The sequence below is a fragment of the Desulfosoma caldarium genome, from assembly GCF_003751385.1.
GTDB lineage: Bacteria > Desulfobacterota > Syntrophobacteria > Syntrophobacterales > DSM-9756 > Desulfosoma > Desulfosoma caldarium.
Genome location: NZ_RJVA01000009.1, coordinates 521,424 through 543,550 on the forward strand (window position 1 = coordinate 521,424; position 22,127 = coordinate 543,550).

The following is a 22,127-nucleotide window of genomic DNA, read 5'->3' on the forward strand; positions in this document are numbered from 1 at the left end:
GACATGGATCAACGTTTTTACATCACGACACCCATCTACTACGTCAACGCAGAACCTCATATCGGCCACGCGTACACGACCATCGTCGCCGATGTGCTCAACCGCTTTTACCGCCTCATGGGCTTTGAGACCTACTTCCTCACGGGAACCGACGAGCACGGGGACAAAATCGTTCAGGCGGCCGAAGCTGCCGGCACGGATCCCAAAAGCTATGCCGATCGCATCAGCGCCATGTTTCGAGAAACGTGGCCCCGGCTCAACATCAGCCACGACGATTTCATTCGCACCACGGAACCGCGCCATGGGCGCGTCGTGCAACTCATCCTTCAGAAAGTCTACGAGAAGGGCGATATTTATTTTGACACGTATCGAGGACGTTATTGCGTGGGCTGTGAACGCTTCATCACCGACCGGGAATTGGTGGACGGCAAATGCCCCGACCACGACACGCCACCCGTGGAACGGGAAGAGGCCAACTACTTTTTTCGCATGAGCGCCTATCAGGAGTGGCTCATCGAACATATCGAAAAGAACCCGGACTTCATTCGACCAGAACGCTACAAAAACGAAGTGTTGGCCTTCTTGCGAGAGCCCTTGGAAGACTTGTGCATCTCGAGGCCTCGAGAGCGCCTGAGCTGGGGAATTCCGTTGCCCTTTGACGAACGGTTCGTCACTTACGTGTGGTTCGACGCTCTGATCAATTACGTGTCGGGCTTAGGCTATCCCGACGGCCACCTTTTTAAAAAGTTCTGGCCCGTCGCCCAACACCTTATCGCCAAAGACATTTTGAAACCGCACGGCATCTACTGGCCCATCATGCTCAAAGCCGCCGGCATCGAACCCTATCGGCATCTCAATGTCCACGGGTATTGGAAAATCAACGAAGGCAAAATGAGCAAAAGTCGTGGCACGGTGGTGCGGCCTTTGGACCTGGCGCCCACGTACGGGCTGGATGCGTTTCGCTATTTTCTGCTTCGAGAAATGGTCTTTGGGCTGGATGCCAATTTTAGCGAAGACGCCCTCGTGCAGCGCCTCAACGCCGATCTAGCCAATGATTTGGGCAATCTTTTCAGCCGCACTTTGGCCATGACCAGCCGATACTTCGGCGGTCTGGTGCCGCCTTTTGGAGACCCGGAACAACCTGAGGACATGGAACTTCGGCATCTTTTGGAACAGGCCGTGACCCGTTACCAAGAAGAGATTCCTCAGCTGGCTTTTCACAAAGCCCTCATGGCTATCTGGGACGTCATCAACGCGGCCAATAAATACATCGACCGCACGGCCCCCTGGAACCTGGCCAAAAACGCGGCGCACCGTGGTCGCCTCCAACGGGTCCTGCGCACACTGCTCGAAGTGAACAAGACCGTGGCCGTGCTTCTCGCCCCCTTTATGCCCGAAACGGCCGAAAAAATGCTTTCGCGCCTGGGTGTGGCCTGCGCGGCCTTGAATGTGCGCCTGGACCGCGATGCCGCATGGGGAAGCCTTTCCGAGGGACAGGCCGTGGAAAAAGGCCAAGCCCTCTTTCCACGAGTGGACGCGAAAAAACATGACGTCACAGAAAAACTTTCGTCCAAAAAACCTGAACCAGCCGCCGTGGGGTCTTCACCACCCAAGGCGACGTCGGAAACACCCGCAGGTTGCCCGGACAGCTTGATCGGCATCGAGGAATTTCAGCGCCTGGATCTTCGAGTGGGCGTGGTGCTGGCGGCACAACGCATTCCCAAATCCAAGAAACTCGTGCAGCTGACGGTGGATACCGGGGAAAAGCGGCAGGTCGTAGCCGGCATCGGCGAACACTACGCCGTGGATGAACTCGTGGGAAAAACCGTCATCCTCGTCGCCAACCTCAAGCCCGCGCGACTGATGGGTGTGGAATCCCAAGGCATGATTCTGGCCGCCCATGACCCGAAAGGCTTACGGCTCATCACCACGGACGCTCCCGCCGCTCCGGGATCCAAAGTCTCTTAACCCAAACGCCGCCGCAGGGTGACATCACGGCCGGCCCCGGCATGTTCACAAAGCGCTCTGCAGCCCTTTCTCTCAGAGCCATCGGCACCGATCGGAGGGAACCCACGCGAAAACGCCCAATCCTGGCTGAAGCCCATGGGCCCTCCGCTGATCCCCGGAAACGGAAGCCAGCAAAATCCTTTCCGCCAGGCGCACCGTGACCAAAAGCCGCTCGTCGTGCCCGTACACGGCAAGGCCGGTCACAATGCCATGAAAAAGGTTCTCCTGCACGCCGATGTCTTCCGGACGGTGGGTGAAGATCTGCACATGCTCCGCCTCCACAACGGCTGTGGCTGTCAGAGACTCCGGGGCAGGTAGGACCAACCGCTGGCCTGCGCCCACGTCTTTCCAAACTCGCCCGTCGGTGTCCACTCGCCACGGCCCGTCAAAGCAATTCACGGGAGCTGGCCCCACAAGGTGCCCGGCGTGCATGTGATAAACCTGGTCGCACAGGCCCAGAAGCCATCCCCAGTCATGGCTGGTGATGATGACCGTCGTGCCCCACGCCGAACGGGCCTTGAGGGCCGCACGGCGCACAAGCCGGGCGCTTTCCACATCAATTTCAGCAGTGGGCTCGTCCAGAAGCAGCACGCGAGGCTGCAGAACAAGCCGTGCGGCCAGAGCCACTCGGCGGGCTTCGCCCCCTGAAAGAGCCTGGACACGGCGAAGTTCAAAGAGGTTGGGATCCAATCCCACCCAACGCAAGGCTTCCCGCACGCGTGCCTTCCGATCCCCCCCATGCACCCCTCGTACCCTAAGACCGTACGCCACATTGTCGGCCACCGAACGATCCAGCAGGTAGGGATCCTGAGGAAGTAAGGTGACGATACGGCGAAGGTTCCTCGCTTCTCGGCGTGAGACACAGCATCCTTGGAACCACAAAGTCCCCTGCGCGGGAGATTCCACAAAGGCCAAGAGCCGAAGCAGAGTGCTCTTGCCGCTTCCATTGGGGCCCACCAAACCCAGGACACACCCCTGCGGTACCGACCATCTATCGACGGAAAGGACCGGCCGGCCCCCATAGACTTGTAAAATCCCGTCCAGCACATAAAGGGGCATCCCGGAAGATGGGGTGAACTCTCTTGCCGGCATCGCCTCCATACCCACTGCTTCAGGCCCCCTTTCTTAGCCCATGAAGGGCGATGTTGACGCAAAAAGCCAAAAACAGAAGGATCAGGCCCAAAGCCACACCGGAAGCAAACTCGCCCTTGTTGGTTTCCAAAGCGATGGCCGTGGTCAAGGTGCGTGTGTGCCCCTTGATGTTCCCTCCAACCATGATGGCAATGCCCACCTCGGTGAGCACTCGGCCGTAGGCGGTCACCGCCGCGGTGAGCACCCCGAAGCGCGCTTCACGCAGACTGGTCAGGAAACGACGGCATCCATCAGCGCCGAGAGACAAGAGCGTCACGCGAAGGCGTGCGTCCAGGGCTTCCACCGCGGACGCCGTCAAGGCGACCACGATGGGGATAGCCAAAAGGGTCTGACCCAAAATGATGGCCTGCACAGTGAAAAGCAGGCCAAAGTGGCCGAGAGGGCCCTTGTGGGTCAGGAGTCCATAGACCAGAAGGCCGATGAGCACGGTCGGCAGGGACAACAAGGTATCCGCCACGGTGCGCAGGGCTCGTCGGCCAGGAAAGGACACGTAGCCCAAAATAAAACCCAGAGGCATGCCTGCCGCTAGGCTCATGGCCGTAGACACCGAAGACACCAACAGGGTCGTGCGAAGGGCCGAATAGGTTTCCGCATCCCCTTTCAGAATCAGGTGCAGCGCCTTCCACAAAGCTTCGAAAAAATAGTCCACAGAAACCTCGCCGGTGTCCTTAACGCACAAAGGGCTTCGCTCTATTGAGGGCCTTCGGCGTCCGGAAAAAAGATCGGCTTTCCCGACACACGAAAGGATTCAATGGACGCCTGCCCTTCGGGGGCCGTCATCCAGTCGGTGAAACGCTTGGCGGCCGAGGTTTTGACCTTGGGACACTTTTCAGGGTTCACGGTGATGATGCTGTATCGATTCAGCAACTCTGTACTCCCTTCCACCAGAATAGCCAGGGAAGCAGCTCGTTGCGGGTTGTCCAGGAACTTGGCCAGGGTGGCCCGGTCCGTTAAGGTATATGCACGGCGCTGGACGGCCACATCCAATGTGGCCATCATGCCTTGACCCGTTTCCACATAACCCGGCAAGGAGCCAAAGTTGTCGATGCCGGCGGCCTGCCACAATTCCCTCTCCTTCATGTGAGTGCCCGAATCGTCACCTCGGCTCACAAAACCGGCCTTGGCGCCGACAAGGCGGCGCAAGGCTTCCTGAATGTTCGTCCCTTTGACGAACGCCGGATCGCCAGGTGGGCCCACCAGCACGAAGTCGTTATACATCAGACGGCGCCGGTCGATCCCGTAGCCCGCCTTGACAAAATCCTTTTCGGCCCTGGGCGCATGCACCAAAACCATGTCCACATCGCAGCGCTTGCCCAACTCCAGCGCCTTACCCGTACCCGTCGCCACCCAGCGCAGATCGATCCCCAAGGTTTTTCTGACCTTAGGTGCCAAGGCGTCCAAAAATCCCGTAGCATCCGTACTGGTGGTGGTGGCCATTAGCAACACATCTTTGTCAGCAGTCCCCCCAGGCCCTACGCCGCTCAAGGCCAAGACCACAGCCAAAATCCCGATCCTTAGAGATCCAATCATGCGTCTCCTGCCCGTTCGTAACATGAAGCCGTTCTTTTGGCTTCGAGCCGCCCGCCTACCCATTTTTTATTGCTTTTTTTGCCGGCCACCTCTTTTTCCTCAAACCCACCATGGCCGCACGCCTTTTCCATCACTCGCTCCCCATGCCCTCGCCCCCTTCCAAAGCCATTTCTGTCACACGACTTTGCGTTATACCACACATGATATAGCGCTGTCAGCTTAAAAGGTGTGCGGGAGCCGTCTTGCGCCGGCGAAGCCGCCATTCCCCCATGTTCACGCCACGGATCACGGAGCTCTGTCCTGCGATTTTTCTAGGTGCGCAAGCGGGATCGAATCCCCTTGGGCTCACAGATTGACCGACATCGTTCTCGAGCGAAGGGATGGCCCAAAGCTGGCGCAAATGCATGGGCCGAGACCCCTTGTCATTTTCGACGGCGTTGCCTCATGGCCGTTGAATAAATTGAGTGGTTAGGGCTTTGGTATCTTGAGATCCTTACCCATTTTCTTCACAAGATATTCATCGATCTCTCGATGGGGTGGAATGGAACGTGCTTTTTCTCCAACCTAAACTAAGCGGTTTAAGCGCAAAAAAAATTCCCACCTCATGGGCTATTTACGTGGCATGGTAGCGTTATCGGGTGCATCCCATACCGCGCAACAGCAACCCAAAAGGTAGAAGCATCACAATGACGCGTGCCACAACCGCGACAAAAAGCAAAGCAAGAATTGACGGCGTTGAGATGACCCACGATATGCTCACAGGCCGCGGCGGTTTAAGTCTGTTTGTTCGCTATCTTCGCAGCATCCAGATTTTTCAGCAGATCGATACTTTCTTTGGCTCCATGCGTCGCCGCAGCAAGGGGTAGCCGATCCCCGAGATTTTTAAGCAGCTGCTGTGTTTCTTCATGGACGGCACCAGCCGGCACCTGGTCGACTTCGACGCCGTGGCCAAGGACGCGGGCTATGCCGCCGCCATCGAGTGTGAGCCGGGTCGCATGGTTTCCTCCCACGCCGTCAAAGGGTTCTTCTGCTCTTTTTGGTGGCCGCGCATTGACCTGTTCCGTCATCTTTTACAGCGGCTGTTCTTGTGGCTTCTTAAGCTGCAAGGGGCCGATCTTGATGGTTTTGGGCATGGACACCATGGTCATGGACAACGACGAGGCCTGGGTACATCACGGCGTCAAGCCCACCTCCAAGCGTGTCAAAGGATTTCAGCCGCTGCAGATGACGTGGCAAAACCACATCATCGGTGCGGTCTTTCGTCGCGGAGATGGCCACGGCCACAACGGCGAGAGGCTGGAGCGAATGGTGCGCCATATGGTGGCCAGAATCCGCAAGCCCATCGAGCCGAGGTGGCCATCATCGTTCGCATGGACAGCGAACTTTTTGACCAGAAGCTTTTCGAGGCTTTTGAAGATTTGAGCATTGGCGACATCTGTGGCGGCAAGTTGTATGGGCCGATCAAGGAATTTGTGGCCCAAAGCCAGAGGAACCAGGCCGCCTGGGGCCGCGACGAGCAAGGGAGCCAGGTCTGGCAATACCTGGAGCTTGGCACAAGGTGCGATCGGTGGAAGGCGTTTCGTCGAGCCCTGTTTTGCCGTCCGCTGTATCAAGATGCCCAGACGATGCGGCCTTTTACCCGGCCCGACACGGTGGTGGTCACCAACCCAGGGATAGGGACAGGCCATCGATTGAGCGCTCACCAAGGCTGGATACGGTCCATGGCTTCAAGGGCAAGGGATCATCGCAGCTTACCACGGCCGGGGCAGTGAGGAGCTGGTGTATCGAGCGCTGAAGGATTTCGGCCTCTGCCTTTCAAGCGCTTTGCCCCCAATGCCGCCTTCTTCGACACGATGCTGGCGGCCTTTTTTCTCTACGAGAGCTTCAAGCAAGACGTCTGCGCGCCGGTGGTCGAGCCCGTTTGCTATGCCACCACGCTGCGCCGTAGGGTGTTGGACATGGCCGCCAAGATCGTGCATCACGGCCGCCCTGTGGTGCTGAAAGTGACGGCGCCAACCTTTGAGGCCCTCCATTTCGAGAGGCTTTGGTACAAAAGCGGGGCGCCGCCCAGATATTGATGGGGGTAAGAGACGTGCCAAGCCGAAGAGATGACCTGCAGGTGGAAAGGTGTCTCCAAAATGGCGTCAATTTGACGATCCACTAAACATCAGGGCTCATTCACAGAAAAAAATGCACAGCCCGTCGCTGAGAGATGGCCATCGGGGCGCCAAAATCGACTCTTCGACGGTCAGGCAGACGATCGCCGGCTCTGTATTGCTCCAGAATCGCTCAAATTAGGAATAAATCAGGCCGCTCCAGCCGCTCCTTGAGATCGTCAGCAGATACGCTCATATTCTTCGCCCCTGTCTTTACTGACCACAGTAGCCGGTCTGTCTGGCTAACCTTTGCCTCCCTTCAAGACTATCTACCTTTTTCAGTGACAAAATTCGAATAACAATTTTCTATTTTTCAACTTATCATATTGGTTTTTATATAAATATAGTTTAATATGCATCCGTCTAAAAAACTCACTAAAGGGGTGCCCCAAAAACCGCAAATTCATCATTAAAAGATCCGAAGACGAATTCTACGCCTCCCATTCCGGGCCGGTCCTGGTCGGCTTGGGGGGCAACCGCTTCACCAAACTGGGCGGAAAGCTAAAAAGAGCCATACCTGAAAAAGGCATCAGCAACATCGACATGGTCCGCACCTCTATCGGGCTCTTTGCCTTGGGCAAGAGCGATGACGAGGCCATCACCGACATGCGGGACGATCGTTTCTTCCACGAGTCCATGGGCTTGAAACGCATACCCTCGGCCGAGACCCACGCCGGCGACTTGACGAGATCGCGGAAGCGGCACAGTCGATTCTCTCATCGACCATCACCGAATTCATCTAGCGGGTCAAGGGCAGAATAATCCCGCCGACCGGTGGCTATGTCCCTTTGGATATCGATGTGTTCTGCCTGGACAACTCCGGTACCAAAAAAGAGAGAATAGGCTGCACCGACCAAGGATATTTTGGTTACGCTCCCATTGCCGCCTACGTGGGTGAGGAAGGTTGGCGTCTCAACCTGGAGATTCGATAGGGCAGCCAGCAGAGCCAAAACAACTTTATCCCCTTTCTGCAAGAATCACCGGCGCGGGCCAGAGTGTTGACCAAGAGCCCCTTCTGCTCAGGCTTGATTCCGCCCACAATGCCCTTGAAACCATCGCGGTGCTCAGCCGCTGCCGCAAGGTTGACTCTATCCTGAAGTGGAACCCCGCCAGCAATCATGGCCCAAAAGGCCCCCATAATGCAGCCCTAAGCCCTTTCTTGAACAGGCTCACAATGGGGGCGCCCCTTTACCTTGGGCCCCTCGAGGCACGTAGAGGTGGGTGGCGCTGCCGAGAAAGATTTCGGCGGCCTCGCCTTCGGTTTCCGACAAAGTGGGATGGGCGTGCACGGTGAGGGCCACATCTTCGGCCGAAGCCCCCATTTCGATGGCGAGAACTCCCTCGGCGATCATGGTTTCGGCGCCCCGACCCACGATGCCCATGCCCAGCAGCCGTCCGGAATCGGGATCAAACAGAATCTTGGTCAAGCCGTCGGCCGCATCCATGGTAAGGGCTCGGCCGGAAGCGCCCCACGGAAAACGGGCGATTTTGACCGCAATGTTTTGTCGACGCGCCTCGTTTTCAGTGAGTCCCGCCCAGGCGATCTGAGGGTCCGTATAGACCACGGCCGGTATGGCTTGCACATCGTAGGCCGAAGGCATGCCGGCAATGGCTTCGGCCGCCACCTTGCCTTCTCGCATGGCCTTGTGGGCCAGCATGGGCTGGCCCGCCACATCGCCCACGGCGTAGATATGGGCAACCGAGGTTCGGCATTGGGAATCCACGGGAATGAATCCCGCATCGTCCACGGTGATGCCCGCTTTTTCCAAACCCATCGAACGGCTCCGTGGGATTCTGCCGATGGCGATGAGGACGCGATCAAACCGTTCCCGTGTGGTTCCTTCAGGATCTCGCAGAACAGCTGTGACGCCGTCCGCTTCTTCTCGAAGTTCCGCCACGTCGGTTTCCAATCGCACGGCCTCAAAAAGAGCGCCGATTCTCTTGATCAAGGGACGTACTAAATCTTCATCCACCCCTCCGAGAATTCTTTTGGATCGATGCACCAGCGTGACGCGGCTGCCGAAGACGGCGTAAGCACAACCCAATTCCAGCCCAATGTATCCTCCTCCCACCACAAGAAGTCGCTGGGGAATTTCTTCCAAATTCAGGGCGCCTGTGGAATCCATGATGCGCCCTTTCAAGGTGGGGGACACGCCGGGAAGCCCCATCGGTTCGGATCCCACGGCAATGATTGCGTGACGAAACTTAAGGTGGCTCACTTCGGAACCTTCCAGCCGCAGCGTGTGCGCATCTTCAAAGGTCGCTCGGCCGTTCAAGATTTGAACGCCACGCTTTTTGGCCAGATGATCCAGGCCCACGGCGAGTTTAGCCACAATGGCGTTCTTCCAGTCTCGAAGCTTGTCCAAGTCCATCCTGGGCCTGTCAAAATGCACACCGCGCCGAACGGCTTCCTCAGCGTCCCAAATGATTTCGGCCGTCTGCAGCAGCGCTTTGGACGGAATGCAACCGCGAAGCAAGCAGGTGCCTCCGCATCGAGGTTCCATTTCCACCAAGGTTACATCCAGTCCCAAATCGGCTGCGCGAAAAGCCGCCGCGTAGCCTCCGGGCCCGCCGCCGATGACCACCACTTGGGTTTCTTGACTCAATTCCCCCATCACCATGACCTTTTCCCCCTTCACCCCCTATGCCAAGGGCTGGACTTGCTAAGGAGACTCACAGAGCAATGAGCATTTTTTTAGGGTTTTCCAGAAGCGCCTTAAGGCGGTTGACAAAGCGGGCGCCGTCCGCGCCGTCCACAACTCGGTGGTCAAAGGCCAACACCACGGGCAAAATGAGCCGAACAGTGATGGTGTGGTCTTCCAACGTGCCCGTCACGACGGGTTCGAGGCGCGCTCTGCCGGCACCCAAAATGGCCACTTGAGGATAATTGATCAGAGGCGTAAAGCCTCGACCGCCCAAAGGACCGATGTTGGTCACCGTAAAGGTGCCGCCGGAGACATCCTCGGGGTTGAGTTCGCCCGATCGAGCCCTTTCTGAGAGAAGGCGGAGCTCAGCGTTGAGTTCCGCAATGCTTTTTCGGTCCGCATTTTTGAGCACCGGCACAACGAGGCCACGGGGCGAATCCACAGCCACACCCACGTGGAAGGCTTTGTGCACGACAATTTCCTGCCTATCCTCATCCAGCCGCGCGTTGAAAAAGGGAAACTCCTTCAGGACCGCCACGGCCGCCTTGACAAGAAAGGGCGTCAGGGAAAGGTGCTTTGCCGCATCGATGGCCTCGCTGTTGACTTCCTGCCGAAGCCGCTCCAGGTCCGTGATGTCGATGCCTTCGTGGTGGGTGACGTGCGGGACCCTGGCCCAGGATTCTTGCATGCGCCGGGCGATGACGCGGCGCACCGATCGCAATGGCACGCGGCGTTCGCCTTCTTCCTCAGGCCCCAAACCAACGGGCTCGGAACCAGGGGCGCCTTCTACGGGACGGCTCGGCCGTTTGACTTCCCCCGATGGTGCCGCTTCGGCGGGCTTCAAAGGGACTTCTTTGGGTTCGTGAATCGCCTGGGCCGCCTGGCGCACATCGTCTGCCGTGACGCGCCCTCCGGGACCGCTGGCCCGAACCTGACGCAGATCCACGCCCAATTCCCTGGCCAGACGGCGCGTTGCCGGCGAAGCCGCCACCGGCAGCCCTTCCCGTTTGTCTCGTGCTTCCGGTTCCTGCACCGGGGTTTCTCCCCCGCTTCGCCCTTCAGCGGAGACACCCACAGGCGCTGTCTCCGCCTCTTCTCCTTTTTCCAAAACCGTCACCAGGAAATCCCCGACGCGCACCACCTGACCGGGTTGCACGTGCACGGCTTCCACCACGCCCGTAAAAGGCGAGGGAATCTCCACACTCGCCTTATCCGTTTCCACGATGAGCAGGGGCTGACCTTCTAGAATGGATTCTCCGGGCTTAACGAGCACCTCGACGATTTCCCCTTCGTGAATCCCTTCCCCCAAGTCGGGCAATTGAAAAACTTTTGGCATGACCGATCCTCCGTCTCAAGCCGCCGCCTCAAGGGTTTCTTTCACGGCGCGCACAATCCGCTCAGCATTTGGCAGGTATGCCTTTTCTCGAGCAAAAAGCGGCATGATGAGGTCAAATCCGGTGACGCGCCGCACCGGAGCTTCCAGGAAATAGAACGCTTTTTCCACCAAGCGCGCCACCAGTTCGGCACCGGGACCGTAGCTACACGGCGCCTCATGCACAATGACCACGCGCCCCGTTTTCTTGGCGGATTCCACCAAAAGGGTGTCATCCAGCGGTGCCAGGGTCAAAAGATCGATGACTTCCGGTTCAATCCCGTCTGTTTGGCTCAATCGGTCGGCGGCCTCCAACACGGGTCGCACCATGGCCCCGTACGTGATCAGGGTCACGTGTCGGCCTTCACGCGCCAAAAGCGATTTTCCGATGGGCAAGGTTTCCTCTTCTTCCGGGACATCCTCCCGAAAAGCCCGGTAGACGGCCTTGGGTTCAAAGAAGATCACAGGATCCGGATCCCGAATGGCACTAACGAGCAGCGCTCGCGCGTTTCTCGGCCCTGAAGGAATGACCATTTTGAGGCCCGGCATGTGTGCGTAAAAGACTTCGCGGCTTTCCGAGTGGTGTTCCAGAGCCCGCACGCCGCCTCCGTACGGTGTGCGCAGGACCATAGGGACGGTCCATCGGCCTTGGGAGCGGTGCCGCAGCCGAGAGGCATGGCATTCGATCTGGTGAAAGTTCAGATAGCTGAATCCGGAAAATTGAATCTCGCACACGGGCCGAAGCCCGTAGACCGCCATGCCGATGGACATGCCCACAATGGCGGATTCGGCCAAAGGCGTGTCCACAACGCGATCGGGCCCGAAACGGTCGATGAGCCCGTCCGTCACCCGAAACACACCCCCGTCCACCCCCACGTCTTCTCCCAAAACGATAACTCGGTCGTCCTTTTCCATCTCTTGACGCAAAGCCATATTCAGCGCTTGCACCATGGTCATCTTAGGCATGGCGAGCCTCCTCGTTTTCCGTTTCAAGAAACCGCCGCAGTTCTTCCCGCTGTTCCAGCAGGTGGACCGGCATCTCTTCAAAATGGTGGTCGAACATTTGCAAAGGATCGCCAAGGGTTTTAGCGATTTCCTCATAGCGCTGGATCGCTTCCTGAATCGCCGCATCAGCTTCTGAGGCTACGGCTTCCATCTCCTGCGGGGTGAGCATGCCCTTGGCCGCCAAGTATTTTTCGACCCTGGCAATGGGGTCTTTCCGCGTCCACTCCGCCACTTCTTCATCGCTTCGGTATCGGCCGGGATCATCCGCCGTGGTATGCATGGCCATGCGATAGGTCACGCATTCAATAAACGTAGGACCACCGCCGGCTCGGGCGCGATCCACGGCTTCCTTGGCCGCCGTGTACACGGCCAGCACGTCGTTTCCATCCACCTGAAGGCCCGGCATTTCGTAGGCCAGAGCCTTTTGCGCCAAAGTGCGGGAACGGGTCTGTTTGGATCGAGGAGTGGAAATGGCCCACTGGTTGTTTTGGCAGACAAAAACCGTAGGGGTCTGGTAAACGGCCGCAAAATTCAGGGCTTCATGAAAATCCCCTTCCGACGTGGCACCGTCGCCAAAAAAGGTCATGGCCACTTCATCACTCTTTCGGTACTTGGCCGCCCAGGCCAATCCCACGGCATGGAGCAACTGCGAAGCCACGGGAATGGCTACGGGCAGGTCCTTTTGCCCTTCGGGAATGCGCCCTCCTTCATCAAAGCCTCCGAAGTACAAAAGGATGCTTTCCATGGGCGTGCCACGCCACAGTTGCGCCGCTGTTTCTCGAAAACACGGCACCATCCAATCGCGAGGCTCCAGGGCAGCCACCGCGCCCAGCTGGGACGCTTCCTGGCCCTTGATGGGGGCAAAGGTGCCGAGCCGTCCCTGGCGCTGCAACTGGAGCATCCGCTCATCAAAGCGGCGCCCTAGAACCATGAACCGATAGAGTTTCAAAAGCAGTTCTTGGGACAAATTCGGCTCCAGCGCCGAATCGACCTCACCCTTTTCATCGAGAATCGCCAGGTACTCCAAAGGACTGTCCACTGCCAACGGCGTGCGCGGCATGAGCGACTCCTTTCATCACCAAAAAACCTTTGATTGAAGCGACTTTTCCAGAATCCCCTCAAGAGAAACGCCAGGCACTTTATCGATTCCGCTAACACGACACGCTCCCTTTCGGCAAGACATACGCCTAAGAAAAATGGCAAGGTCGATAAGAGCCGTCACGAAAGCCCTCATGTCGAGAACCGGCAAATCCCTGGCCCGCATTCATGGCGGGCGAGACGCCCACGCTTGGAGACAATGACACGGCAAGGCACCGCTTTCTTCCACCCCCAGATGGACACCATCGCGCTCTTGAAAAATCGAACGTTCGTCAATCCCCTTTCAGCGTGCCTACCCTCCTTGATGGACGGCTCAGAAACCTTAACTTGAAGGTATGATAAACCTCGAGCAGGGAGGACAGGCCATGAAGGATAAGAGAAACTTACACCAAAAGGTTCAGGAACTCTGCGATTGCTTCGCCACGACGGATCCTCTGATGGAAATGGCGAAGGTCTCCGAAGAACCGGACAAGGAAGAGGCGGCTTTGAAATGGGTGGCTCTGGCCGTGCTTCACGGGGTCACGGCCGGAGCGGAAAAGATTAAGGTTTTCCGTCATGCCGACGGCAGCGTGGCCGTGAGCGCCAAGTACCGAGAAGCGCCCCTGCGCACACCGGGTGCTGAAGTTGGCGGCCAGGTGATTGAAATCCTGAAGCGCGTCGTAGGACTTGAAGGCGAAAAGGGTTCGTCCCCCTTGGCCCTTGGTATTCGAGACAGTAGTCTGGAGCTTAAAGTCAAGTATAAAAAAGAAGATTCCAAAGAAACCGTGACCATCAAGTTCCCCGGCTGAGCCGCCACGGAGAACGCTCGTAAAGATGGGGCGCTACGGGCCAATGTCTTTCGGCGAAGGGTCGCCCCAAGACCCTTCGCCGAGCCTTATCACGCTTACCAGCGCTTGAAATCCTCACTGTGTTCGCCATAGTCCATATCGAAGTCAAAGAAGATGACCCCGAGGGAATGTTCCCGCGCATCCTGCCAGGACTCCGGAATACTTTCCCGCGTCGGTTTCCCTAATTCCACTTCCAACGTTACAGGATCACTGTAGTGCCCGGCCGCGTCTCGAATCCTCAAGGTCACTCGAAGCGTTTCCCAGATCTTTCGCGACTGAAATGATGGCGTGGGCAGGGTAATGACGCCTCTGAACTGGGTGCGTTGCGACCCCGTCAGGCGAAGCTGATGCTGATCCCACATGTGGCCGCCAAGCTGGGAGACCTCCGCCCAGATGTAGTCCATGTCGCCGTCCGGATCCGATCCGGCCACAAAAATTTCCCAGTTTTTTCCCAGCCACATGGATGAGACGGCGAAGACGCCGTCAATGGTCGGTGCATGGGGGCCGGCCACCACGCCGGTTTCCCTCGCCACGTTATGCGCTGCAGGGTTGCATCCGGGGAGAACCATCGCCGCCAGCAGCGCCAGAATCAGGCTACCCATTTTAATGTCATCCAATATAGCTTTCATGGAGCGCTCCTTTGCATTGACGCGTCGACATCGTCGGCTTTGACCTTCTTCTAACCAACCCCCGTTGACACGTCAACGGAAGCCTCCACATCACCCTGGGGTGCGTACCAAGAGATGCGATGAAACGGTGTCAAAGTCCCCGTGCGAGTACCTAATTTTCAGGGGCGGCTTGAGCCGCGACTCCCTTATCGCGCCGTGCGGCGCTCCTCTTGAAGGAGGTCAGGTGAACCGTTGCGCCGAGGAAGTCTGAAAAAGGGTCTCTGGCATTTCAAACATAGACAAAAAAGGTGTAGCGTGGTGGAATCTTTTTGGATCTTCACCCATAGAGGCATCGGTTTCACTTACACGGTTCAGTCATGGAAAGGACAATGTGCCATGATGTGCAAGAATGCCGATCTGTTCCCCGTCAAGAAGGAAGGAGTCTTTCTCGCCCATTGCGCCATTTCCCCTTTGCCTAGGCCGGCCCATGAAGCCATCGCCCTGGTTGCTTTGGGGCAGATGGAGCGAGGTGTTTTTGGTCTCGCCTCGTATCGACACACGGTGGAAGACCTGCGCCGAGCCGCTGCGGAACTGCTCTTCACCCATCCCGACAACGTGGCCTTTGTCAAGAACACCTCGGAAGCCATGGGCATGATCGCCCACGGCTACCCTTTTCGCCAAGGGGATGAAATCCTCAGCTATGTTCATGAATACCCCGCCAATCACTATCCGTGGCGTTTGCAGGAACGCAGGGGCGTGCGATTGGTCCTGTTGCCCAATCGGCCCATGGCCACCCGACCCACACAGGGCCTTCCATGCGGATGGTCCCTAGAAGATGTGCAGCGTTTGACGACGCCGCGCACGCGGCTCGTGGCCATTAGCCATGTGCAGTTCACCAGCGGCTATGCGGCCGATCTGGAAGAGTTGGGAACCTATTGCCGAGAACGCGGCATCGACTTGGTGGTGGATGCGGCCCAGAGTTTGGGCAGCCTTGTCATTGACCCTGAACGGTACCACATCGCGGCCATTGCGGCTTCCGGATGGAAATGGCTTTTTGGGCCCACGGGCACAGGCCTTTTTTACACTTCACCGGAATTTCGACAAAAATTAGGGGATGTTCTGGTCGGAGCCGAAGCCATGGTGCAAGGAGATGACTACCTCAACCACACATGGCAGCCGCACACCAGTGCCCGCCGGTTTGAATACAGCACGACGCCGACGATTTTGGCGGCGGCCTTGGCGGCTAGCCTGCGATCGGCCATTCTTTCGGTGGGCATAAACCACATTCAACAAGAAATCTTTCGGCTTCAAGACCGCCTTCTTCAGGGGCTGGATTCGCAACGTTACACGCCGCTCGTCTTTTCCACACCGCACCGGTCGGCCATTTTGTCGGTCCTATGTCAGCGTTCTGCGGAAGAGATCATGAAGGAAGCGGCGCGTCGCGGCGTGTTCGTCTCGGCCCGATCCGGTTACCTCCGCTTGGCCCCTCACTGGTGCACCACAGACGAAGAGATTGACCGGGCCCTTGATGTGTTGAACGCCCTTTAGCGCAAATAACCCCACTCCACCAATCTTTGGTAACAGTATTGGGCCATGGGCCCCTTTTGCACTTTCTTTAGGACCGCGTGGTAGGCGCGAGCCGCGCGGTCCCTTTGGCCCATGGCTTCCCAGTTTCTGCCCATATAGAATAGGACCGATGGCTGATCGGCGACGATTTTGTTCGCTTCCGTCAACTGCTCCAGACTTTCCCGGTGGTTCCTTTCATCAAACAGCACCACTCCGGCCACATATCGCGCATGGTAAAGTGTGGGGTAGAGTTTCACGGCTCGGCGCGCGGACAAAACGGCTTCACGGCCCTTGCCCGCCTTCTTTTCGGCCATGGCCCGGAAGACCCAAATGAGGGCTTCCTTGGGCGCTTGAGCGGTGGCCTGGGCAAGGAGTGAGGCGGCACGCACGGCATTCCCTGTGGACAAGTCCTGTTTGGCTTCGTCCATGAGAGCATAGGCCGGGGCCACCTGTCGAAGGTAGCGCGTATGTTCTCGAAACGGGGCTTTTCGAAGGGCTTCGGGTGTGCGCAAACCCGGGCCGTATTGTTCAAGCCTACGGTTGGAAGCCATGATGCGTTCCGTGGTCAAAGGATGGCTTGAAAAGAAACTTTCCAAAAGCGACGGCTGTCTTTGACCTTCTTCCTGCAAAAGGGCTATGGTCTGGACGTAACCTGCGGGGTTGTACTGAGCACGCACCATGTATTCCATGCCCAGCTCGTCCGCCTGCCGTTCCTGATCGCGGCTGTATTTCATAAGAACCAGATTTGCAGCCACAACACCCGCTTGAGCCAAAAGATCTCCTCCGGCCCCACCCCCGGCCTGCAGCATCGACGCCCCCAGGCCCGTTAGGAGACTCGCCACCGTTTGCCGCGTGTAAAAAGTGGCATGATGCATGGCGGACACATGGCCGATTTCGTGGGCCAGCACCGCCGCCAGTTGGGCCTCATTGTGGAGTTTGGACACCATGCCGCGGGTCACGGAAATCTTGCCGCCCGGCAGTGCGTAGGCGTTCATTTCCGACCCGTTGACCACATTGAACTCGTAGGGCATGTTGGGCCGGTGACTGACGGATGCCAGGCGTTTTCCCACGGTCTGGACGTAGTCTTGCAGTGTGGGGTCCTGAAACAATCCGTAGGACATTTGGGTGTAAAGCGGATAAAGCTCACGGCCGATGGCCACTTCCTGCTGAGGGCTCATGAGCGAAAACTGGCTTCGCTGCGTCACGGGATTCACGGCGCATCCCACCAGGAACAGCACAATCACCCACAGAAAAAGCGTTCGACTCCCCTCTTTTTTCATGGGTCCCTTACTTTCCATGGCCGTCTCACGGTCCCTTTTCCTTCCAGGGTCCAGCCCGTGGCCCCATACCCAGGCTCCAAATACGGTGTCCCCAAAGGCCCTTTCTTGGAGTAGGGTTCACGACTTTCCCATCGTGGCCGAAGCTCCCTTTGTGCCCATTCGTTCAAGCCCCGCGAGAACCGATCTGAACGCCCGCGGCATCATTGGCGCACGAGGCGAAAGCCCAGGTCCTGGCTCCGCCGATCGGGCCGGCTGAGGGCATCGCGCTTGGCACAGCGGGCATCATCCGGGCGGCTGTACCAACTTCCGCCGCGAATCACTCGAGCCGTCACAGCAGGGCCCAACACGGCCGGATTTTTCGATCCGTGTTTGCGGTAGGCTTGCGGATCGTAACCGTCGGCACACCATTCCCACACATTGCCCAACATATCATGTAACCCATAGGCGTTGGGCCGATACGTTCCCACGGGGGCCGTGAAGACGAAACCGTCAAAACACTCGTGCACGGTCCAGGATGGAAAATCCTTGGCCGCCGTTCTATCGGCCACATTGGCATAGGCGCACGCCTCCTTAGGGTCGTCTCCCCAATGGCGGGCCTCCAGTCGTCCGGATCGACACGCGTATTCCCATTGCGCTTCCGTCGGCAGGCCAATGGCCGCCTGCGCTTTCTCTCCAAGCCACTTGGCCATGGCCGAGGCGTCATTGAATGAGACATGAACCACCGGATGCGTCTCATCCTGATAAAACCCGGGGCGCCTCCACGAATAGCCTCCGCGCTTTTCCCATCTACCCGTGTACACCCAGCTAAAGCCTTCCCTTTCCGCATCGGTCACATAGCCGGAATCTTCCACAAAACGCCGAAACTCGCCCCGCGTCACTTCCCTCTGACCCATCCAAAAACCGTCCAGGCACACCTCGTGGATCGGCCCTTCATCTCGACTCCGACCTTGTTCCGAAGCCTCGCTGCCCATGCGAAAGCACCCGCCGGGAATCCAGACAAACCTCATGCCTGTGATGGGTTCCACCCATAGCTGGCCGTCCTGGCCCTGAAGGACGGGCTGCTTTTGACCTTGGGCAAAGATGCCTCGAACCGCTGTGTTCACGGTTTCCTTGACCGCAGCCCCTTGCGCCATGAGCTGCCGCGCTCCATCCTTGAGGGGGGGCGGCATCTTGGGCCAAAACCACCAAGCCGTGGCGAGACACCCAAGAACACACAAAACGAGAGCGAGAAGTTTCTTCATGTTTCAACGCCTTAGCGCGCTTCGGCACGCATGACGTCCACCGGTTGAATGGCCAGAGCTTTTCGGGATGGATAAATGCCTGCGCCGATGCCCACGACCAGCGACGCGGCAAAGGATCCGACCAAACCCGCATAGGATGTGGCCACGGGATAGCGCAGCCATGTAAAAACGACTCCACTAAACGTCACCCCAAAAAGGATTCCAAAAAACCCTCCCAAAAGGGCAATGGCCGAGGATTCCGTCAGAAACTGCACAGCAATGTCCCGACGCCTCGCTCCGACGGCGCGCCGCAATCCGATCTCCAGGCGCCGTTCATTGACGATCAAAATCATGATGGAAAGGATTCCCATTCCCCCAATGGCGAAGGAAACCACCGCCGCAATGCGCCCCAAAATCGTGATCATGGTCATGGCCTCGCTCTTGAGCTGCATCACGTCCCGCATGTCCATCACGGTGAAATCATCGCGCTTTCCGGGTCCGATTCGATGGCGGAAACGCAAGAGCTCCTCAATTTCCTTCTTGGCTGCCGACAACCCTTCTTCTCGACTCACCCGCACATAGATCGTTTGAATATAGGTTTTGTTCACGAAGCGGTGAAGAAAGGTCTTGAGCGGCATGAAGATCTGGTTGTCCTGATCGAACCCGGAGAGGTCCGCCCCTTTTTCTTCCATAACGCCGATGACCTGACACGGCACGCGGCGAATGAGAATGGTTCGGCCCAAGGGGTTTTGCCCGGCAAAAAGTTTGGCCGCCACCTTATGCCCCAGCACCACTACCTTGGCCGAGATTTTTTCGTCCTCGTCAGACACAAAACGGCCGAGGCGTGGGTGAAAATTCCGCACGGTTGGATAGTTGGACGTGACCCCCGTGACCATGACGTCCTTGAGCACGATCGCCTCGGCACGAACCACAAAAGCCGTGCCGGAAGACGGGCTCACGTCCTCGACCCATGACGTGCTGTTGGCAATGGCCAGAGCATCTTCTGTGGTCAACGTGGTCGCTTGGGAAATGAGGCGCGTGCGCATGCCAAAAGTGCGCACCGTACCGCTTTGCACAATGAGCAGGTTTTCTCCCATCGCCGCCATTTCCAGGCGGGTTTTGACTGACATGGACTGGGAGAGGCTGGAGACCGTGACCAAAGAAAAGGTCCCCAAAAAAACGCCTAGCACCGCCAGCGCTGTTCGAAGCTTGAAATTGGCCAGGGAACGACGGGCGATCTTGAAATTGAGCCCGATACGACGAAAATTCATGCCTCATGATCCCTTGCGCACCGCCTCAATGGGATGCACCGCGGCCGCCTTTCGAGCCGGCTGTATGCCGAACAGCACGCCCACAAGTGTGGCCATGAACATGCCCACGGCAAAGGCCCTCCAGGAAAAATGCATGGGAAATTCCGCAGCCGTTTTCAGCAAAGGGCCACCCAACAGGCCAATCCCAAAACCCAAAACCCCTCCCAGAGCCGTCAGGGCCACGGCCTCGGACAGGAACTGAAAAAGAATATCCCGGCGCCTGGCGCCCACGGAACGGCGTATGCCGATTTCCGGAATCCTTTCACTGACGGAAAGCAGAAACAGGTTGGCCAAAACAAAACCCGCCACCACCAGGGACAATAGCCCCGTGATGCCGATGAACACGACCAGGGATCCCGTCAAAGCCACAAGGAACTTGATGATTTCTTTCGGAGACACGATGCGGAAATCGTCCGGCTGGCCTTCTTGCAACTGGTGCCGCTTTCTCATAAACTGGCGTACCTCGGCTTCAAAGTGCTCCATGCGCTTTGGATCCACAAACCTCAGCCGCACGGCCTGCACTCGATCCTTTTCGTTGAGAATCTTTTTCATGGCGGTGGTGATGGGCATGACAATGCGATCGTCCAGATTGTGTCCCGGTCCCGTGGTTCCACGTTCTTCAAGAATCCCAACAACCTGCACGGCCAGATTGCGCACGAAAATGGACTTGCCCAGGGGATCCTCATCGGGAAACAGTTCTTGAACGATGGTGCGTCCGATTAAGGCCACGTTGCGCATGCCTTTGATGTCCTGTTCGGTCAGGTCCCGGCCATCCGTCACCGGCCACGACCAGCTGAGACTGTAATCCGCGGTGGTGCCCGTGAGGCGTGTCTGGTGCTTGCGATTACGGTAGGAAACAATGATGCCACCTCGAAAGCTCATGGGCACCACAAGATAAGCCGTCGGAAAGGCTTGGCGCAAAGCTTCCACATCTTCGACGGTGATGCTACGTTCCCGCCGCCCGGTGGCCCGCGCTTCTTCGCTTTCCCCAAGAAGTAACATGGCATCCGGACCGAACCGGTCCACGATGTCATACGCCCTCTTGTATGCGCCTTCCGTGGCTGCCACAATGATGGTGATGGCCCCGACGCCCAAGGCCACACTGAGAGCACAAAAGACGGCGCGCAGCCGATAAGCCCGCACAGCCCGCCAGGCATCCTCCAATTGAAGCCAAAGCCGCATCATGGCCTCAGCCATCCTTTGAGTAAAAATATCTTATTCACGCAGCGCTCAGAAGTCCTCTTCGCCACGCATCGAAGAAACGTCCCACGGCGCGCCCCATAGCCGCCACGGCGCGGCTCCTCAGCGGGCCTTCATGAGCCCGCCACCGGCGCGACCTTTGCCAGGTCTTTTCCTGCAAGCCTGCAGGTCCAATCGTTTCATGGAAGGGAATGCTCCGTGGCGCTCCGCTCCATGGTTGTACCCTTCCAAAGACCGTCCCTTTCAAGACGTGCAACGCTCGTGGATTCGTCTCCAGAAGTGAGTCCTACGAACCGCCGGCGGTGTCTTCCACTATGAGGCCATCCCGCATGCGGAGAATTCTTTGCGCATACGAGGCCACCTCCGGGTCGTGGGTCACCACCACGATGGTGGTCCCTTGCGTGTTCAGGTGGACGAGGAGCTCCATGATGTCTTTGGCTGTGGCCGAATCCAAGGCTCCCGTCGGCTCATCCGCCAGGACCAGCCGAGGGGCGTTCATGAGGGCTCGGGCAATGGCCACCCGTTGCTGTTGCCCTCCCGAGAGCTGGCTTGGCTTGAACTGGGCACGGTCTTCCAACCCGACCAAAGCCAGGAGCTCCATGGCCCGTTTTCGGCGCCCGTCCAGTTTACGGTCTAGATAAAGCGTAGGCAGCAGAACGTTTTCCAAGGCCGTGGCGTAAGGCAACAGATGAAAACTCTGAAAGATGAAGCCGATATGTTCACTGCGCATGCGGGAAAGCTCATCGTCACTCATGTGCGTGACATCTTTTCCCGATAGCATGTAACGGCCCTCGCTGGGCACATCCAGGCACCCTATAATGTTCATGAGCGTGGTCTTGCCCGACCCCGAAGGCCCCATGATGGCCACCATTTCACCGGCACCTATGGTCAGGCTCACCCCGCGCAGCACCTCCACGCGCACATCGCCCATCATGTATGTCTTGCGAACATCCTCAAGGAGGCACAGACTCATGCAGTTCCTTTGTCGGGCGCCGCTTTTGAAAAGGCCGCGCGCCTGTCTCACACCTTTTGGGGAAGGTTTCAGTCCCTGAGCCCACAAGGCTTCGTCCCCAAAACCGTACGCATTGGCCGGCGTCATGGCCGAAGCCCCGTTTATGCAGTCCGCTTTTCGGCCAAGGCCGTGCAAGCTC

At 57.9% G+C, this 22,127-nt stretch carries 19 protein-coding genes and 1 pseudogene; 6 read left to right on the forward strand and 14 right to left on the reverse strand.

Annotation, left to right across the window (positions count from 1 at the left end):
- Window positions 1–3: 3 nt before the first annotated feature.
- A complete protein-coding gene (gene metG, locus EDC27_RS02885; protein ID WP_123289100.1) occupies window positions 4–1,968 on the forward strand; it encodes a methionine--tRNA ligase in 1,965 nt (654 codons plus the stop codon).
- Between the two features lie 72 nt (window positions 1,969–2,040).
- On the opposite strand, the gene EDC27_RS02890 is transcribed toward metG, so the two are convergent.
- The 4 genes from EDC27_RS02890 to EDC27_RS02905 all read right to left on the reverse strand — a co-directional run bounded on the left by EDC27_RS02890 (window position 2,041) and on the right by EDC27_RS02905 (window position 5,756).
- Window positions 2,041–3,099: an energy-coupling factor ABC transporter ATP-binding protein gene (locus tag EDC27_RS02890; protein WP_211334749.1), complete on the reverse strand. Its 1,059-nt coding sequence runs from the start codon at window positions 3,097–3,099 to the stop codon at window positions 2,041–2,043.
- 19 nt (window positions 3,100–3,118) lie between these two features.
- A complete protein-coding gene (locus EDC27_RS02895) occupies window positions 3,119–3,808 on the reverse strand; it encodes an ABC transporter permease (RefSeq protein ID WP_123289102.1) in 690 nt (229 codons plus the stop codon).
- Window positions 3,809–3,849: 41 nt separating this feature from the next.
- Complete coding sequence (locus EDC27_RS02900; RefSeq protein WP_211334750.1) at window positions 3,850–4,689, reverse strand: substrate-binding domain-containing protein; 840 nt, start codon at window positions 4,687–4,689, stop codon at window positions 3,850–3,852.
- A gap of 773 nt (window positions 4,690–5,462) precedes the next feature.
- Window positions 5,463–5,756 (reverse strand): hypothetical protein, encoded by a 294-nt coding sequence (locus EDC27_RS02905; RefSeq protein ID WP_123289104.1) that lies wholly within the window; start codon window positions 5,754–5,756, stop codon window positions 5,463–5,465.
- Window positions 5,757–6,041: 285 nt separating this feature from the next.
- Between EDC27_RS02905 and EDC27_RS15745 the strand changes: the two genes are divergently transcribed.
- From EDC27_RS15745 to EDC27_RS02920, 3 genes and pseudogenes are all read left to right on the forward strand, one after another.
- Window positions 6,042–6,461 carry a hypothetical protein gene (locus EDC27_RS15745; protein ID WP_148045662.1) on the forward strand — a complete coding sequence of 140 codons (420 nt, stop codon included), beginning with the start codon at window positions 6,042–6,044 and terminating at the stop codon, window positions 6,459–6,461.
- 81 nt (window positions 6,462–6,542) lie between these two features.
- Window positions 6,543–6,767: a hypothetical protein gene (locus EDC27_RS15885; protein ID WP_123289106.1), complete on the forward strand. Its 225-nt coding sequence runs from the start codon at window positions 6,543–6,545 to the stop codon at window positions 6,765–6,767.
- A 435-nt stretch (window positions 6,768–7,202) separates the two neighbouring features.
- Window positions 7,203–7,953: pseudogene (locus tag EDC27_RS02920) on the forward strand (transposase); the annotation flags it as partial.
- A 61-nt stretch (window positions 7,954–8,014) separates the two neighbouring features.
- On the opposite strand, the gene lpdA reads toward EDC27_RS02920, so the two are convergent.
- The 4 genes from lpdA to pdhA are packed head-to-tail and all read right to left on the reverse strand — an operon-like array spanning window position 8,015 to window position 12,927.
- Complete coding sequence (gene lpdA / locus EDC27_RS02925; protein WP_123289107.1) at window positions 8,015–9,466, reverse strand: dihydrolipoyl dehydrogenase; 1,452 nt, start codon at window positions 9,464–9,466, stop codon at window positions 8,015–8,017.
- Window positions 9,467–9,518: 52 nt separating this feature from the next.
- Entirely contained in the window at window positions 9,519–10,826 is a 1,308-nt protein-coding gene (locus tag EDC27_RS02930) for a dihydrolipoamide acetyltransferase family protein (RefSeq protein ID WP_123289108.1), read from the reverse strand.
- A 15-nt stretch (window positions 10,827–10,841) separates the two neighbouring features.
- Window positions 10,842–11,828: an alpha-ketoacid dehydrogenase subunit beta gene (locus tag EDC27_RS02935; RefSeq protein ID WP_123289109.1), complete on the reverse strand. Its 987-nt coding sequence runs from the start codon at window positions 11,826–11,828 to the stop codon at window positions 10,842–10,844.
- On the reverse strand, window positions 11,821–12,927 hold the full coding sequence (pdhA, locus tag EDC27_RS02940) for a pyruvate dehydrogenase (acetyl-transferring) E1 component subunit alpha (protein WP_123289110.1): 1,107 nt from the start codon (window positions 12,925–12,927) through the stop codon (window positions 11,821–11,823). Before pdhA ends, EDC27_RS02935 begins: the two co-directional genes overlap by 8 nt.
- Before the next feature lie 403 nt (window positions 12,928–13,330).
- Between pdhA and EDC27_RS02945 the strand changes: the two genes are divergently transcribed.
- Window positions 13,331–13,753, forward strand: a complete 423-nt coding sequence (locus EDC27_RS02945; protein ID WP_123289111.1) for a hypothetical protein — start codon at window positions 13,331–13,333, stop codon at window positions 13,751–13,753.
- A gap of 95 nt (window positions 13,754–13,848) precedes the next feature.
- Here the strand turns inward: EDC27_RS02945 and EDC27_RS02950 are convergent, their stop codons facing one another.
- Window positions 13,849–14,421: a hypothetical protein gene (locus EDC27_RS02950; RefSeq protein ID WP_123289112.1), complete on the reverse strand. Its 573-nt coding sequence runs from the start codon at window positions 14,419–14,421 to the stop codon at window positions 13,849–13,851.
- A 375-nt stretch (window positions 14,422–14,796) separates the two neighbouring features.
- Between EDC27_RS02950 and EDC27_RS02955 the strand changes: the two genes are divergently transcribed.
- Complete coding sequence (locus EDC27_RS02955) at window positions 14,797–15,948, forward strand: aminotransferase class V-fold PLP-dependent enzyme (protein WP_148045663.1); 1,152 nt, start codon at window positions 14,797–14,799, stop codon at window positions 15,946–15,948.
- Here the strand turns inward: EDC27_RS02955 and EDC27_RS02960 are convergent.
- From EDC27_RS02960 to EDC27_RS02980, 5 genes are all read right to left on the reverse strand, one after another.
- The gene (locus EDC27_RS02960) at window positions 15,945–17,264 is read right to left on the reverse strand and encodes a M48 family metalloprotease (protein ID WP_123289114.1); all 1,320 of its coding nucleotides are present in this window, start codon (window positions 17,262–17,264) and stop codon (window positions 15,945–15,947) included. The genes EDC27_RS02955 and EDC27_RS02960 overlap by 4 nt on opposite strands.
- Before the next feature lie 182 nt (window positions 17,265–17,446).
- Entirely contained in the window at window positions 17,447–18,487 is a 1,041-nt protein-coding gene (locus tag EDC27_RS02965) for a formylglycine-generating enzyme family protein (protein WP_123289115.1), read from the reverse strand.
- Between the two features lie 11 nt (window positions 18,488–18,498).
- Window positions 18,499–19,737: an ABC transporter permease gene (locus tag EDC27_RS02970; protein ID WP_123289116.1), complete on the reverse strand. Its 1,239-nt coding sequence runs from the start codon at window positions 19,735–19,737 to the stop codon at window positions 18,499–18,501.
- 3 nt (window positions 19,738–19,740) lie between these two features.
- Window positions 19,741–20,961: an ABC transporter permease gene (locus EDC27_RS02975; protein ID WP_170161537.1), complete on the reverse strand. Its 1,221-nt coding sequence runs from the start codon at window positions 20,959–20,961 to the stop codon at window positions 19,741–19,743.
- Window positions 20,962–21,262: 301 nt separating this feature from the next.
- Window positions 21,263–21,949 (reverse strand): ABC transporter ATP-binding protein, encoded by a 687-nt coding sequence (locus tag EDC27_RS02980; protein ID WP_123289164.1) that lies wholly within the window; start codon window positions 21,947–21,949, stop codon window positions 21,263–21,265.
- Between the last annotated feature and the right edge of the window lie 178 nt (window positions 21,950–22,127).